At 65.9% G+C, this 14437-nt stretch carries 14 protein-coding genes; 10 read left to right on the forward strand and 4 right to left on the reverse strand.

Features of this window, described 5'->3' with window-relative positions; translation table 11 throughout:
* Positions 1 to 15: 15 nt before the first annotated feature.
* Positions 16 to 840, forward strand: coding sequence for a formate dehydrogenase accessory sulfurtransferase FdhD (gene fdhD / locus CH290_RS14795; RefSeq protein WP_033190434.1), 825 nt, complete (start codon positions 16 to 18; stop codon positions 838 to 840).
* On the opposite strand, the gene CH290_RS14800 is transcribed toward fdhD, so the two are convergent.
* Positions 830 to 1468 (reverse strand): CoA transferase subunit B, encoded by a 639-nt coding sequence (locus tag CH290_RS14800; protein ID WP_033190433.1) that lies wholly within the window; start codon positions 1466 to 1468, stop codon positions 830 to 832. The two genes, fdhD and CH290_RS14800, sit on opposite strands and share 11 nt — an antisense overlap.
* Positions 1465 to 2211: a CoA transferase subunit A gene (locus CH290_RS14805; RefSeq protein WP_026347735.1), complete on the reverse strand. Its 747-nt coding sequence runs from the start codon at positions 2209 to 2211 to the stop codon at positions 1465 to 1467. The genes CH290_RS14800 and CH290_RS14805 overlap by 4 nt, the downstream gene beginning before the upstream one ends.
* A gap of 189 nt (positions 2212 to 2400) precedes the next feature.
* On the opposite strand from CH290_RS14805, the gene pcaH reads away from it, so the two are divergent.
* From pcaH to CH290_RS14835, 6 genes are read left to right on the forward strand one after another with little or no spacing between them, the layout of a single operon-like run.
* A complete protein-coding gene (pcaH, locus tag CH290_RS14810; RefSeq protein ID WP_033190432.1) occupies positions 2401 to 3147 on the forward strand; it encodes a protocatechuate 3,4-dioxygenase subunit beta in 747 nt (248 codons plus the stop codon).
* Positions 3140 to 3793, forward strand: coding sequence for a protocatechuate 3,4-dioxygenase subunit alpha (gene pcaG / locus CH290_RS14815; RefSeq protein ID WP_033190431.1), 654 nt, complete (start codon positions 3140 to 3142; stop codon positions 3791 to 3793). The genes pcaH and pcaG overlap by 8 nt, the downstream gene beginning before the upstream one ends.
* Positions 3794 to 3809: 16 nt before the next feature.
* A complete protein-coding gene (locus CH290_RS14820; protein ID WP_033190430.1) occupies positions 3810 to 5147 on the forward strand; it encodes a lyase family protein in 1338 nt (445 codons plus the stop codon).
* Positions 5144 to 6316 (forward strand): bifunctional 3-oxoadipate enol-lactonase/4-carboxymuconolactone decarboxylase PcaDC, encoded by a 1173-nt coding sequence (gene pcaDC, locus CH290_RS14825; protein WP_033190429.1) that lies wholly within the window; start codon positions 5144 to 5146, stop codon positions 6314 to 6316. Before CH290_RS14820 ends, pcaDC begins: the two co-directional genes overlap by 4 nt.
* The gene (locus tag CH290_RS14830) at positions 6313 to 7143 is read left to right on the forward strand and encodes an IclR family transcriptional regulator (protein ID WP_019664741.1); all 831 of its coding nucleotides are present in this window, start codon (positions 6313 to 6315) and stop codon (positions 7141 to 7143) included. The genes pcaDC and CH290_RS14830 overlap by 4 nt, the downstream gene beginning before the upstream one ends.
* On the forward strand, positions 7136 to 8347 hold the full coding sequence (locus CH290_RS14835) for an acetyl-CoA C-acetyltransferase (protein WP_033190428.1): 1212 nt from the start codon (positions 7136 to 7138) through the stop codon (positions 8345 to 8347). Before CH290_RS14830 ends, CH290_RS14835 begins: the two co-directional genes overlap by 8 nt.
* A 46-nt stretch (positions 8348 to 8393) precedes the next feature.
* Here the strand turns inward: CH290_RS14835 and CH290_RS14840 are convergent, their stop codons facing one another.
* Positions 8394 to 10283: a sugar phosphate isomerase/epimerase and 4-hydroxyphenylpyruvate domain-containing protein gene (locus CH290_RS14840; RefSeq protein ID WP_033190427.1), complete on the reverse strand. Its 1890-nt coding sequence runs from the start codon at positions 10281 to 10283 to the stop codon at positions 8394 to 8396.
* Entirely contained in the window at positions 10280 to 11170 is an 891-nt protein-coding gene (locus CH290_RS14845; protein WP_033190426.1) for a shikimate dehydrogenase, read from the reverse strand. Before CH290_RS14845 ends, CH290_RS14840 begins: the two co-directional genes overlap by 4 nt.
* A gap of 127 nt (positions 11171 to 11297) precedes the next feature.
* Between CH290_RS14845 and CH290_RS14850 the strand changes: the two genes are divergently transcribed.
* The 3 genes from CH290_RS14850 to CH290_RS14860 all read left to right on the forward strand — a co-directional run bounded on the left by CH290_RS14850 (position 11298) and on the right by CH290_RS14860 (position 14376).
* Positions 11298 to 11984: a TetR/AcrR family transcriptional regulator gene (locus CH290_RS14850; protein WP_019664745.1), complete on the forward strand. Its 687-nt coding sequence runs from the start codon at positions 11298 to 11300 to the stop codon at positions 11982 to 11984.
* 193 nt (positions 11985 to 12177) lie between these two features.
* Complete coding sequence (locus CH290_RS14855; protein ID WP_019664746.1) at positions 12178 to 13536, forward strand: MFS transporter; 1359 nt, start codon at positions 12178 to 12180, stop codon at positions 13534 to 13536.
* A gap of 6 nt (positions 13537 to 13542) precedes the next feature.
* Positions 13543 to 14376 (forward strand): N-acyl homoserine lactonase family protein, encoded by an 834-nt coding sequence (locus tag CH290_RS14860; RefSeq protein ID WP_033190425.1) that lies wholly within the window; start codon positions 13543 to 13545, stop codon positions 14374 to 14376.
* Positions 14377 to 14437 lie beyond the last annotated feature (61 nt).

The raw sequence follows: 14437 nt of genomic DNA on the forward strand, positions 1-14437 counted from the left end.
GCGCATAATCGACTCATGGGACGTATAACCGCTCGCCGTCCGGTCGTCCGGATTCGCGGCTCTCACGAGTCATCCCGTCCCGACACCCTCGTCGTGGAGGAACCGCTGGAGATCAGGGTGAACGGGTCTGCGCTCGCGGTCACGATGCGCACCCCCGGCCACGACGTGGAACTCGCGCACGGGTTCCTGTTGACCGAAGGCGTGATCTCGGGCCGAGACGACATCGCTGTCGCGCGGTACTGCGACGGTGTCGACGACGAGGGGCAGAACACCTACAACGTCCTCGACGTCACACTGGCCGAGGGCGTCGCACCGCCCGAACCCGGTGTGGAACGCAACTTCTACACCACGTCGTCGTGCGGGGTGTGCGGCAAGGGGTCGCTCGACGCGGTCCGACTGAAGAGCCGTTTCTCCCCCGCCGGCGACGACGTCCGCGTGAAGGCGTCCGTCCTGGCCACGATGCCGGGGACCCTGCGTGAATCTCAGAAGGTGTTCGACTCCACCGGCGGACTGCACGCGGCCGGTCTCTTCGACGCGGACGGCACCATGCTCGCGCTGCGCGAGGACGTCGGCCGTCACAACGCGGTCGACAAGGTCGTCGGTTGGGCTGCGTCGCAGGATCGGATCCCGGCCGCAGGCACGGTGTTGATGGTGAGTGGCCGCGCATCGTTCGAACTCGCCCAGAAGGCAGTGATGGCGGGCATACCCGTCCTGGCCGCGGTGTCGGCGCCGTCGTCGCTGGCGGTGGATCTCGCCGACGAGTCGGGCCTGACGGTGGTCGGGTTCCTACGTGGCGAGAACATGAACCTGTACTCGCACACGCACCGCATCACACGCTGAATGTTGCTCCCGTCGCCGCGCGCACCTCGTCCTCGGTGATCCCGGGGGCCGTCTCGACGAGCCTCAAGCCGTCGGCCGTCACGTCGAGCACGGCCATGTCGGTGATGATTCGCTGAACGCACCCGACGCCGGTGAGCGGAAGAGTGCAGGAGTCGAGGATCTTGGGCTCGCCCTTCTTCGACACGTGCTCCATCATGACGATGACTCGGCGAGCTCCGTGCACCAGATCCATCGCCCCGCCCATGCCTTTGACCATGTGGCCGGGGATCATCCAGTTCGCGAGGTCTCCCGTGGCGCTGACCTGCATCGCGCCCAGTACGGCGACGTCCACCTGACCGCCGCGGATCATCCCGAACGATTGCGAGGAATCGAAGAACGACGCACCGGGGAGAACGGTGATGGTCTCCTTGCCCGCATTGATGATCTCGGGGTCGAGTTCGTCCTCGGTCGGGTACGGCCCGACTCCGAGAACCCCGTTCTCGGAGTGCAGGATCACGGTGATGTCGGTCGGTAGGTAGTTCGGCACGAGGGTGGGCATACCGATGCCGAGGTTGACGTATTCACCGTCGTTCAGTTCCTGGGCCACACGAGCAGCCATCTGCTCACGCGTCAGTTTCGGGGAAGTCATGATCGCACCGTCCGCTGCTCGATTCCTACGTGTACCGGCCCGACGTGCACCACTCGTTGGACGTGGATCCCGGGCGTGTGGACGTCGTCGGGGGCGATCTCGCCCGGCTCGACGAGGTGCTCGACCTGCGCGATGGTGACGCGACCCGAGGCCGCGGCCGGAGGATTGAAGTTTCTGGCGCTGGCGTGGAAGACCAGGTTGCCGTGCCGGTCGCCCTTCCACGCGTGGACCAGCGCGTAGTCGGCGACGATGCCGCGTTCCATGACGTAGGTGACCCCGTCGAACTCGCGCGTCTCCTTGGGCGGACTCGCCACCGCGATTCCGCCGCTGCCGTCGTACCGGAGTGGCAGACCACCGTCGGCGACCTGCGTTCCGACGCCGGCGGGCGTGAAGAACGCCGGGATGCCCGCTCCCCCGGCCCGCAACCTTTCCGCGAGCGTTCCCTGCGGCGTCAGTTCGACCTCGAGTTCACCGGCCAGATACTGGCGGGCGAACTCCTTGTTGGAGCCGACGTAGGAGCTGATCGTTCGACGGATGCGTCGTTTCTCCAGCAGGATTCCCAGACCGAATCCGTCTGTGCCGCAGTTGTTGCTGACGACCTCGAGGTCGGTTGCTCCCTGCTGCAGCACCGCGTCGATCAAGATCTCCGGGACCCCGACCAGTCCGAATCCTCCGACGGCGACGGACGCCCCGTCGGGCATGTCGGCAACGGCTTCGGAGGCACTCGCCACCACTTTGTCCATCATGCCGCCGACCATACCCAAAAATGTGCGCTGTGTGAACACCACGCCACCATGCGAACATTTATGGGTATTTTTGTTGCCTGGCCCACTACCGGCGGTCTACGATCGTTCGCATAGCGGCGAGAAGTCCACATCACGAACATGCGGTCGCCGCGCACCGTCACGTAACTTTCCCGTGAGGAACCACCGATGCTCCCTCTACCGCCGAACCACTCGATCACCGTCGACCCGGCCGGCCCGTACCGCGACCAGACCGGCGTCAACGCGCCGCGTGATTTCGCCGAGTACCGCACCACCGCACTGCGTCACCCCAAGCAACCATTGATCCTTCTGTCCCAACGCCTCACCGAGATCACCGGACCGGTGCTCGGCGAAGGACGGGTCACGGCCGCGGACGCCGACCTGACCCTCGTGAACGGCGGTGAGGCGCAAGGACAACGCATCATCGTGCACGGCCGAGTGCTCGACAGTGACGGGAAAGCCGTGCCTGACACACTCGTCGAGGTATGGCAGGCCAACGCAGGCGGACGATATCGTCACGCCGGTGACACCTGGCCCGCTCCACTCGACCCCCATTTCGACGGCGTCGGCCGAGTGCTGACCGACTCGGCAGGCAACTACCGCTTCACGACGATCAAGCCGGGCGCCTACCCGTGGGGCAACCACCACAACGCGTGGCGACCGGCGCACATTCACTTCTCGCTGTTCGGCCAGGCGTTCACGCAGCGCCTCGTCACGCAGATGTACTTCCCGGACGATCCGATGTTCTTCCAGGACCCGATCTTCAACTCGGCGCCCGAGGATGCCAGGGCCCGCATGATCAGCGCGTTCGATTACGAAGCGACGCAGGACAACTGGGCATTGGGTTTCCGATTCGACATCGTTCTTCGCGGACGCAATGCCACTCCGTTCGAAGGGGACGACCACGATGACTGAGCCTGTGTCCGACAGCGGCGCCCTTGCCCCTCGATACCCGGTTGCGCCGGGCAGCAACTTCACGACGGTCCCGTTCGGCCAGACACCCTCGCAGACCGTCGGACCCTACCTGCACATCGGGTTGCCGTGGCCGGACGGGCCAGACGTGGTTCCGGCGGGCACCGCAGGCTCCGTGGACATCTCGGTGACCGTCCTCGACGGCAATCGCACGCCGCTGGCCGACGCGATGATCGAGACGTGGCAGGCGGATGCGTCGGGCCGGTTCGATCACGCCGACGACCCACGTGGCCGCCGGACACCGACTCCGGCGGGTTTCCGCGGGTTCGGCCGAGCTGTCGCGGACGCGACCGGCACCGCAACTGTCCACACCGTCAAACCTGGCGCCCTCCCCGCCGAGAACGACATGATCGAGGCCCCGCACATCGACGTCGGCATCTTTGCTCGCGGCGTGCTCGAGCGACTCGTCACCCGCCTCTACTTCCCCGACGAGACCGAGGCCAACGCGTCGGATCCGGTGTTGTCGGGGTTGGACGCGCGCCAGGCCGCGAAGCTCGTCGCGACGGCGACTCCCACCGGATATCACCTGAATGTGGTACTTCAGGACGAGAACCCGAACGGCGACGAAACTCCGTTCTTCGAGCTGTGACGAACGAAAGCGAGTCATGACCACCACGCGAGGACCGTTGTTCGATCCCACGTTCGGTGCTGCCGCCGCTGCTGCGTTGGTATCGGACCAGGCCTGGGTGACGGCGATGCTGGACACCGAGGCGGCGCTGTCACGTGCGGCCGCCGAGCACGGCGTCGTCGAGTCGGCGCATGCCGCACAGGTGACCGAGGTCGCGTCCGAGCTTAGGCGACCAGGAGCAGTGGACATCGTGCACCTCGGTGCGCTGTCCGCCGCCGGGGGCAATCCGGTCATCCCGCTGGTGAAACTGCTGCGCGCGGCGGCGGCCGAGCACGGCGTCCCCGGCAGCGCGGTTCATCCCGGAGCAACCAGCCAGGACATCGTCGACACCGCTCTCATGCTTCTCACCTCACGCGTTCTCGCTGCAGTGCGTGAATCCCTCGCCGACGCCGTCGCCGCGGGGGCCGCTCTCGCGCGTCGACATCGCGACACGCCGGTTGCAGCGAGAACTCTCGGCCAACAGGCACTTCCGACGACGTTCGGTGCCGTTGCCGCGAGTTGGACGGCAGGCCTCCTGCGAGCCGACGACGATCTGGCCCGGGTCGAGGCGTCCGCGTCGGTCCAGTTCGGCGGTGCTGCAGGCACGTCGGCGGCCGTGTTCCCTCACGGCTTCGAGGTGGCCGACTCTCTCGCCGACCAGTTGGGCCTCGCTCGGCAGACCATTCCCTGGCACACCGACCGGACCCGGATCGGCGAGATCGCGTCCGCCCTCGGGATCGCGGCGGGGGCCATCGGCAAGCCTGCTCTCGACATCACGCTCCTCGCGTCCACCGAGGTCGCCGAGGTCTCCGAAGCCGCCCCTGGCGCCTCTTCGGCCATGCCGCACAAGCAGAACCCCGTCGCCGCCGTCGCCGCACGGGCAGCATCCGTTCGGGTGCCGGGCCTCGTGTCGACGATTCTGTCCGCGATGGCGCACGATCACCAACGTGCATCGGGGGCGTGGCATGCGGAATGGGAGACACTGACGGACTTGCTTCGACTGACTGCGGGTGCCGCCGACCGATTGGCGGCGAGCATGTCCGGTCTACGCGCGAATCCCGACGCGATGGCCCGTAACCTCGCCGCCACGCACGGACTTCTGCTTGCCGAACGAGTCACCACGGCACTCGCGGCCCACACCGACGACGCACGATCCATCGTCACCGCCGCATGCGCGTCCGGCCTTCCCCTCGAATCCGATTCCTCCATCACCGCATTCCTCGAACCCGCCGAAGTACGTGAACTGCTGGACCCGGCAGGCTATCTCGGCCATGCCGGCGACATCGTCGATCGTGTACTCGACCTGGTCCGAGCTCGACACGAAGGAACAGCATGACCGTCGACCTGTCCTACGACCTCGTACCCGGACCCGAGAACCGCGGCACCACAGTGGTGCTCGTCGGATCGCTCGGGTCGGACCGCTCGATGTGGGACCCGCAGGTGGCGGGTCTGGTCGAGTTCGCCGACGTCATCGCCGTCGACCTTCGCGGTCACGGTTCGTCACCTGTACCCGACGGCCCCTACTCGGTCGGCGACATGGCAGAGGACGTTCTGGCCGTGATGGATTCGCTCGGGCGGGACCGAGTGCATCTGGTCGGCCTCTCGCTCGGCGGCGCGATCGCACAGTGGATCGCCGTGCACCGCCCGGCGCGGGTCCTCGGCCTCACCCTGCTGTGCACGTCTGCTCGCTTCGGAGACCCGCAGTCCTGGATCGACCGCGCGGCAACTGCGCGCGCGACGGGGACCGATTCGCTGGCGGACACCGTACTGGCCCGGTGGTTCACCGCTGAACTGATCGCTCGCGACGGTGAACTCGCCGCGCATCACCGATCGATGATCTCGTCCACGTCCGACGAAGGCTATGCCGCAGCGTGTGAAGCGTTGTCGCAGTGGGACAACCGCGCAGACCTCGGCCGAATCAGTGCGCCCACCCTGGTGGTGGCAGGTGAGCAGGACCCGGCAACGACGCCGTCGGACATGCAGGTGCTCGCCGACGGTATCGCCCGCTCGGACTTCCATGTCCTCCCCGGCGCCGCGCATCTGGCGAACGTCGAACAAGCGGGACACATCACGCGATTGATCGTGCGACACATCGTCGGCGACACGTACGACGCAGGCCGTGCAGCAGCGCATCGAGCGGGAATGCACGTGCGGCGAGCGGTACTCGGCGACGCACACGTGGATGCCAGCATCGAGCGCACCACGGCGTTCACTGCGCCGTTCCAGGATTTCATCACCCGCACCGCGTGGGGCGACGTCTGGACCCGCGACGGTCTCGACCACCGCACCCGACGTCTGCTGACACTCGCCATTCTGACCGCCGTGGGCAATCAGCACGAGTTGGACATGCACATCAAGGCGGCCCTGCGGGCAGGATTGGATCCCGACGAGATGGCCGAGGTCTTCCTCCACACTGCGGTGTACGCGGGGGTACCGAACAGCAATGCGGCGTTCGCGCTGGCCAACACGGCACTGGCCGAACACACGGGATCGGAGACGACATGACCCAACCCGGTTCGAGCGAGCAGCAGGGTCCGTCGCCGGACTACGTGCAATCTCTCGCCCGTGGACTCGCCGTGATCCGTGCCTTCGATGCCGAGCATCCGCGCCGTACGTTGTCGGACGTCGCGAAGACGACCGATCTGACCAGGGCGACGGCGCGAAGGTTTCTGCTCACGCTCGTGGAACTGGGGTACGTGCGCAGCGACGGCTCGATGTTCTGGCTCACTCCTCGCGTCCTCGAGTTGGGGTACAGCTACCTGTCCTCGCTGTCGTTGCCGGACGTCGCGGGCCCACACCTCGAAGCTCTCGCCGAGCAGGTCCGCGAGTCCTCGTCGGTGTCGATCCTCGACGGCGACGACGTCGTGTACGTCGCCCGTGTTCCGGTCAGCCGAATCATGACCGTTGCCATCACCATCGGCACTCGCTTCCCGGCGTTCGCGACGTCGATGGGGCGCGTCCTGCTCGCCGGGTTGCCCGAGGACAAACTCGACGCCTACTTGCGCCGGGTGGAGCTGAGCCCTCTCACCGGCCGCACCATCACCGATGTTTCGTCGTTGCGCGCAGAGCTCGATTCCGTACGCGCGCAGGGGTACTGCCTCGTCGACCAGGAACTGGAGGAAGGTCTGCGGTCGATCGCGGCCCCGGTACGGGATCACGCCGGCGACGTCGTCGCGGCTGCGAACGTCTCTACTCAAGCTGCCCGCCACAGCGCGGACGCCGTACGCGAACATCTGTTGCCCGCTCTGCTGCGCGCGACGGCGGCGATCGAAACAGATCTCTACCGCGTGCAATCACAGTCCACCGATCACAAAGGAAGTCGTCATGCCTGACGCCGTCGTCTGCGAACCTCTCCGCACCCCCATCGGCCGATTCGGCGGTGTCTTTCGCGATGTCACGCCCGAATCGCTGGCGGCAACGGTGATCACCGAACTCGTCACGCGCACCGGCATATCGGGATCGGACGTCGACGACGTCATCCTCGGCCAGGCATCGCCCAACGGTGACGCCCCCGCAATCGGACGGGTTGCCGCGCTGGACGCCGGACTGGGAATCGAGGTCCCCGGTCAGCAGATCGACCGTCGATGCGGGTCCGGGTTGCAGGCCGTTCTCCAGGCGTGCATGCAGGTACAGTCCGGCGGCAGTGACCTCGTCCTCGCGGGCGGGGTGGAAAGCATGAGCCAAGCGGAGTTCTACGCAACGGGGATGCGGTGGGGCGTCAAGGCAGAAGCCGTGGCCCTGTCCGATCGACTCGCCCGCGCACGTGTCACCGCAGGCGGAAAGAACTTTCCGGTTCCGGGCGGCATGATCGAAACGGCCGAGAATCTTCGTGCCGAGTTCTCGATCAGTCGACGCGACCAGGACGAACTGGCCGTGCTGTCGCATCACAAGGCCGTTGCCGCGCAGAAGAACGGCGTCTTCGCCGAGGAGATCGTCGGGGTCTCGGTACCGAAGCGCACAGGTGACGCGCTGGTCGTCGACTCCGACGAACACCCCCGCGCGGACACCAGCGTCGAGACGCTGTCCACACTGCGCCCCATCCGAGGAAAAATCGACCCGGACTCGACGGTGACCGCGGGCAACGCCAGCGGGCAGAACGACGGGGCAGCGCTCGCCATCGTCACGACACCGGAGAAGGCCGCGGCACTGGGTCTGCGGCCCATGGCCAAGCTCGTCAGTTGGGCCGTGGCCGGCGTGCCACCGCGCACCATGGGCATCGGGCCGGTGCCCGCCGCCGAGAAGGCACTCGGCCGTGTCGGACTCACCCTCGCCGACATGGACGTCGTCGAACTCAACGAAGCGTTCGCCGCACAAACCCTCGCAGTACTGCGCACGTGGGGAATCGAGCCCGACGACCCCCGGCTCAACCCCAACGGTTCGGGGATCTCGCTGGGCCACCCCGTCGGCGCTACCGGCGGACGGATCCTCGCCACCCTGCTGCGCGAGATGAACCGTCGACAAGCGCGGTACGGTCTCGAAACAATGTGCATCGGTGGCGGTCAAGGCCTCGCCGCAGTATTCGAACGCATCGGTTGACTGACCTCGGACGTGGGATGGGAGCGTCCATCCCACGTCCGTCACCTCACCTCTGCAGCTGGGCCGCGAGCCGCACTGCCGAGTTGACCTCGCCGTAACCGTCGTACCCACCTCGGCGTTCGCACACCTCGAAGAAGAGATCCTCCCCCACCACGGGGGTGAAGAAGTGGAAGAACTCGCCGCCCGAACCGTCTGCGTCGTAGAGGATTCCGTGCTTCTCGAGCTGCGCCAGCAGTTCGTGATCCAGATCGAACCGTGCAGCGAGGTCGAGGTAGTAGTTCGGCGATATTCGCAGCGATCCGAACCCGCGCGCCGTCATCTGCTCGGCGGCGCTCAGCACATCGGCACACGCGAATCCAACGTGGCTCACTCCGCCTCGCCGTGCCGCCGGGAGCGTGTCCGTCGACGACGACCGACCGGGAACCATGTTCAGCGAGAGCCGAACGACACCGTTCTGCGTCGGCAGCGTCAGAGCTTGGCTACGGACGGTGCCGACGGCGTCGACCACATCCTGGCCCTCGTGCGGGGTCATGCCGAACACCGACCTCAGCAACAGCATGATGCCGTCCCAACTGTCTGCCGGTACGGCAAGGGCGATGTGGTCGACCGACTCGACGATAGGAGCGGCGGGGGAATCCGGCTGTCGTGGAACGAGATCGAATGCGGACTGCCACGCCCCCGCGCTCGCGCGACTGCGAAGATCGAGTGATGTCGCGTCGGTGACGCTCATTCTGACAACATCGTGATCGGTTCCGGCGACGCCGGGCATCGAGACCGAGTCGGCGGAGACACCGAATGCTCGGGCCCGGGTCTGCCACTGAGCCGGGTCGTCGCTGCGCACCCCGATCTGGGCCACGGCGGGCAGATGCGCGGGCACCCCGGGCGACGTCCAGAGGCTGTCGACGGTGGTGTCCACGGCGACGGCGAGCGGACCCTGCGTGAACAACTGCAGACCGTGACGACTGTGCGCGGCGGTCATGTCGAACCCGAGATGACGCAGGGTCCGGCCGAGTCCACCCGCCTCGACGGGACCTGCGGCAACGCGCAAGGACACGATGTTCTCGATCGGTCCCGCTGCCGGCGCCTCGAACAGCGCCGACGAGGTCGGCGATCGGCGCTCGGCCACTTTCTCCTGCAGATACAACAGCGATCGGTGAGCGTCGGCGGCAGTGCGGCCGGTGGCGGATTCCCGGAACACGTCGTTGAAGATCTCCAGGGACCACGGGCCGGCATACCCGGAATCGACCACCCGGGAGCCGAATTCGGGGAGGTCGAAGTTGCCCTGCCCCGGGAAGCACCGGTGGTGCCTCGACCACTGCAGCACATCCATCTTCAACCGCGGCGCGTCGGCCAGCTGCAGGAAGAAGATCTTCTCCCCCGGAATGTCGGAGATGCCGGCCGGGTCGTCACCGCGGGACAGGACGTGGAAGCTGTCCAGGCACGTGCCGAGCGCGTCGTGATCGGCGCGCCGCACGACGTCCCAGGCATGGCGGTAGGTGTTGACGTGGGTTCCCCACGCCAATGCCTCGTACGCCAGCCGCATTCCGCGTTCCTGCGCGATGTCCGCGGCCCCCAGCAGTTGTTCGACGAGGCGCTCGTCCTCGGTCACCGCGCCGGGCAGCGGCGACGAGCAGACCAGAAGCAGATTGCACCCGAGTTGCTCCATCACGTCGAACTTGCGCTGCAGCCGACCGAGATTGCGCTGATATCGACGGTCGTCGGCGCTGTCCAGGTCGCGGAACGGTTGGTACAGATCGACGCTCAACCCGAGATCTGCTGCCTGCTTCGCAATGTCGGACGGTGAGAACGGCGACGCGATCAAGTCGGCCTCGAAGACCTCGAATCCGTCGAATCCCGCGTCGGCGATGGCCGTCATCTTCTCTCGCAACGACCCGCTGAGCGACACCGTGGCCACGGACGTGCGCGGGGCGGTCACGACGACACTCCGGTCAGTGCCGACTCTTCCTCCAGCAAGATCAGCTCACGCATGTGCGCGGACATGCGGTCGGCGTCGGCCGCTCTGCCGGTGAAGATCTCGAACGCGTCGGCTGCCTGGTGCACTGCCATACCCGTCCCCGCCAGCGTCCGGCATCCACGTGCCGCGGCGGCGGCCAACAGTTCGGTCTCCGCAGGGCGGTAGACGACCTCGGCCACCCAGTGGTCCGGTCGCAACAGCGTCGGATCGAACGCGATACCGGGATGTGCGGCCATCCCGACCGGTGTCGCGTGCACGATTCCGTCGGCAGCGGACAGCAGTCGCGAAAGGTCGGCCGGCGCAGCCGCGGCGAACGTTGTTCCGGGGAACACTGCCTGCATCGACGACAACAGGGCGCGCGCCCTCTCTCCGTCGGCGTCGACCACGGTGACCTGCCCAGCGCCTGCTTCGGCCATCGCGTACGCCACCGCCGCTCCCGCACCGCCTGCTCCGAGCAGGACCACGTCCCGGGTCGACGCCCCGGCCAGACCGAGTTCGAAGCTTCGACCGAACCCCGACCAGTCGGTGTTGTGACCGATCTGCTTGCCACCGTCGAACAGAACCGTGTTCACTGCCCCGAGCCTGGCCGCATCGTCGGACAGTTCGTCGAGGTGATCGATGACGATCTGCTTGCACGGATGGGTGATGTTGAGGCCACGGAAACCGAGGTCGGCAGCTGTGCCGACCAGACGTGCCAGGTCGTCGGGGGTCGCGCCGACGGCGTCGAGGTCGACGATGCGGTAGACGTAGCGCAGGCCGTGCGCGGCACCCTCTCGTTCGTGCATCGCCGGGGTCAGCGACCTGCCGATGCCCGTGCCGATCAGACCGCAGACCAGTGAATCGTCCACTTCCGGACTCCCTCGATTGTGCGTGTGTTCGTAATGTACGAACTAGTGAGTTATTCGAGCGTACTACGAGAATGTCCGCTACCCCACACTTCGTGAACGATTTTTTGCAGGGATAGAGTTTCGGATCATGACGTCCACGCGCCCGGGAAGCGACTCCGCTCCAGCAAGAACGAGCGCGGAGGGCCCCAAACGCAGGCGAAACAGCGATCTGACGCGCAGCAACATCCTCGACGTCGCCACCAGCGAATTCGCGGACAAGGGATACGCGGGAGCACGTGTCGACGAGATCGCCGAGCGGACGCACACGACGAAGCGGATGATCTACTACTACTTCACCGACAAAGAGCGCCTCTACCAGGCGGTACTCGAACGTTCCTACAGCGCGATCCGCGCCCGCGAACGTGAGCTCGACACCGAGGGACTCTCCCCCACCGACGCGATTCGGGCGATCGCGTCGCTCACGTTCGATCACCACGAACACAATCCGGATTTCATCCGATTGGTGTCCACCGAGAACATTCTTCGCGGTGAGCACATCAGCAAATCCGAGGCACTCAGCAACCTGGGCAACCCTGCGGCCGAGCTGCTCGAGAGCATCCTGACGCGAGGCCAGGCCGATGGATTGTTCCGAACCGACGTCGATGCTCTCGACGTGCACATGGCCATCAGCAGCTTCTGCGTGTTCAGACTCTCCAACCGGTACACCTTCGAAGCACTGTTCGGGCGCGACCTCACCGCCCCCGCGCACCGTGAGCATCTGCGGAGAATGTTGGGCGACATGATCATTGCTTTTCTGACCTCGACCGAGGTCTAGTTTCGACCTCTCTGCCGGTGTTCGTATCACGAACATGTAGGCCATACCGCATCAGGGCTTGACACGTGGCCCGGGTCACGTTCAGTATCTAGTGACGCCCAGTTTTAACCGTTTAGTACATTACGGTCCGATCGGGATGAACCCGGCTCCGTCGACCTTGTGTACTCCCCCTTCACGCGAAGAGAGACCGAAGATGAGCGATCCCGTGACGCAGCATCCCGACCCCGCCGGTGGGCGGGCCACGGCCAACCCGAAGCGCGCGGCCACCGCAGCCTGGGTGGGCAGCGCACTCGAGTACTACGACTTCTTCATCTACGGCACCGCCGCCGCATTGGTGTTCGGTCGAGTGTTCTTCCCCAGCTCGAGCGCTGCCACCGGTACGCTGCTCGCCCTGGCGACGTTCGGCGTCGGCTACCTCGCCCGCCCACTCGGCGCACTCGTCCTCGGGCACATCGGAGATCAGTACGGCCGAAAACGAGTGCTCGTTGCCACCGTCCTGCTGATGGGCGTCGCTACCCTCGGCGTCGGCCTGCTCCCCTCCTACGAGACCATCGGCATCGCGGCCCCGATCATCCTCGTCGTTCTCCGTCTGTGCCAGGGCTTCTCGGCCGGCGGTGAGCAAGCAGGCGCGAACTCCATGACTCTCGAGCACAGCCCGGACAACCGCCGCGCGTTCTTCACCAGCTTCACCCTGAGCGGCACCCAGGGTGGACAGATCCTCGCAACGGCCGTCTTCCTCCCCGTCGCCATGCTTCCCGAGGACCAGCTCCTGTCCTGGGGTTGGCGAATCCCGTTCTTCCTCAGCGCATTCGTTGTTCTCGCCGCATTCCTCATCCGCCGCTCGCTCGACGAGACCCCGGTGTTCGAAGAGGAGGTCGCCACCGGCGAACAGCCGAAGATGCCGCTCTCGGTTCTGCTCACCGATCACTGGCGTGCAGTGCTGCGCGTCGTGTTCGCTGCCGTGATCGCCTCTGTCAGTACCATTTTCAGCGTCTACGCGCTGTCCTACGCGGTGAACACGGTAGGGCTGGAACGCACGCCGATGCTCTGGGTCGGAGTGCTCGCCAATGTTGCTGCGCTGTTCGCCCTTCCGTTCTTCGGTGCCCTTTCCGACCGTATCGGACGCAAGCCCGTCTTCATCTTCGGTTCCACCGGCTGCGCGGTTCTGATGTTCGGGTACCTCTGGTCCATCTCGACCGGAAACTACCTCCTGATCTTCGCATTCGGCATCGTGATGTTCGGCATCGTCCACAGTGCCACCGGCGGCGTCTGGCCCGCGTTCTACGGCGAGATGTTCCCCGCCAAGGTCCGACTGTCCGGAACGGCGATCGGCACCCAGATCGGCTTCGCCATTGCAGGTTTCGCACCCACCATCGCCAGCGCGATCGCCGGCGACGGAATCGGAGCGTGGTTCCCGGTGGCTGTGGTGACGGCGGTCTTCTGTGCCATCAACATCACCATCGTCGCAACCTCGCGCGAAACGTTCCGAGTCCCCACCGAAAAGCTCGGACTCACCAAGAGAGAGGCAGCGGCCGTCCCGACGACGGTGTGACCTCTCATGACGAGCTTCCACCACACCTCCCCGACGGCGGCCGCGATCCGGCCGTCGTCGGACGAGCACTTCCGTCTCTACGCGGTGCAGTACGCATCGCGAACCGGTACACGCGAGCAACATTTCCACTACTGCGACGGGCGAGGGCAGGAACCACACCCGACGGCGTACTACGTGTGGCTGGCCGTCTCCGCATCGCACACGATCCTCATCGATGCCGGAATCTCGCCCGAGACCGCCGCAGGGATGGACGGCCTGAACTACCACGGTTCGCCGCTGGAACTCGTTGCAGCACTGGGCATTGCCGCCGATCGGATCGACCTGTCGATCCTCACGCACCTGCACTACGACCACACCGGAATCGTCGCGGACCTCCCCGAGGCACGATACGTCCTTCAAGCCGACGAGCTCGAGTACTGGACCGGCCCATGGGCACGTCGGATCGTTCGCGAACAGTGGCTGAACTCGGAAAAGGATGTTGCACACCTGCGTTCGGTCGGCGACCGGCTGCAACTCGTCGACGGTGACGCGGAGCTCCTACCGGGCATATCCGTACACCGCGTCGGTGGTCACACGGCCGGAATGCAGGTGGTGCGCGTCAAGACAGCCGACGGATACGCTGTCGTCGCCTCGGACGCGAGCCACTTCTACGAGAACATCGAGAACGACTCACCGTTCGCGATCCTTCACGACGTTCCAGGCATGTACTACGCGTTCGACCGAATCAACGAACTCGCGGATTCTCCGAGCCTGGTGGTTCCAGGACACGATCCCGAGGTGGCCGAGCGCCACGCCCTGCTCGACGCATATCCCGACGCGCACGCGTTCATGATCGGCTGAGCGACAGAATCCACGAAGAAGGCCCGGTCGGATTCGACCGGGCCTTTCTCGTCTGTCGCTT

This window comes from Rhodococcus sp. 06-156-4, from assembly GCF_002259345.1.
In the GTDB taxonomy this organism is placed as follows: Bacteria; Actinomycetota; Actinomycetes; order Mycobacteriales; family Mycobacteriaceae; genus Rhodococcoides; species Rhodococcoides fascians_E.

Coding starts and splice junctions, on each gene's coding strand:
- CH290_RS14820 (WP_033190430.1), top strand. CDS start 3,810: ATGACCACCACGCGAGGACCGTTGTTCGATCCCACGTTCGGTGCTGCC.
- CH290_RS14830 (WP_019664741.1), top strand. CDS start 6,313: ATGACCCAACCCGGTTCGAGCGAGCAGCAGGGTCCGTCGCCGGACTAC.
- CH290_RS14800 (WP_033190433.1), bottom strand. CDS start 1,468: ATGACTTCCCCGAAACTGACGCGTGAGCAGATGGCTGCTCGTGTGGCC.
- fdhD (WP_033190434.1), top strand. CDS start 16: ATGGGACGTATAACCGCTCGCCGTCCGGTCGTCCGGATTCGCGGCTCT.
- pcaG (WP_033190431.1), top strand. CDS start 3,140: ATGACTGAGCCTGTGTCCGACAGCGGCGCCCTTGCCCCTCGATACCCG.
- CH290_RS14835 (WP_033190428.1), top strand. CDS start 7,136: ATGCCTGACGCCGTCGTCTGCGAACCTCTCCGCACCCCCATCGGCCGA.
- CH290_RS14855 (WP_019664746.1), top strand. CDS start 12,178: ATGAGCGATCCCGTGACGCAGCATCCCGACCCCGCCGGTGGGCGGGCC.
- pcaH (WP_033190432.1), top strand. CDS start 2,401: ATGCTCCCTCTACCGCCGAACCACTCGATCACCGTCGACCCGGCCGGC.
- CH290_RS14850 (WP_019664745.1), top strand. CDS start 11,298: ATGACGTCCACGCGCCCGGGAAGCGACTCCGCTCCAGCAAGAACGAGC.
- pcaDC (WP_033190429.1), top strand. CDS start 5,144: ATGACCGTCGACCTGTCCTACGACCTCGTACCCGGACCCGAGAACCGC.
- CH290_RS14860 (WP_033190425.1), top strand. CDS start 13,543: ATGACGAGCTTCCACCACACCTCCCCGACGGCGGCCGCGATCCGGCCG.
- CH290_RS14805 (WP_026347735.1), bottom strand. CDS start 2,211: ATGGACAAAGTGGTGGCGAGTGCCTCCGAAGCCGTTGCCGACATGCCC.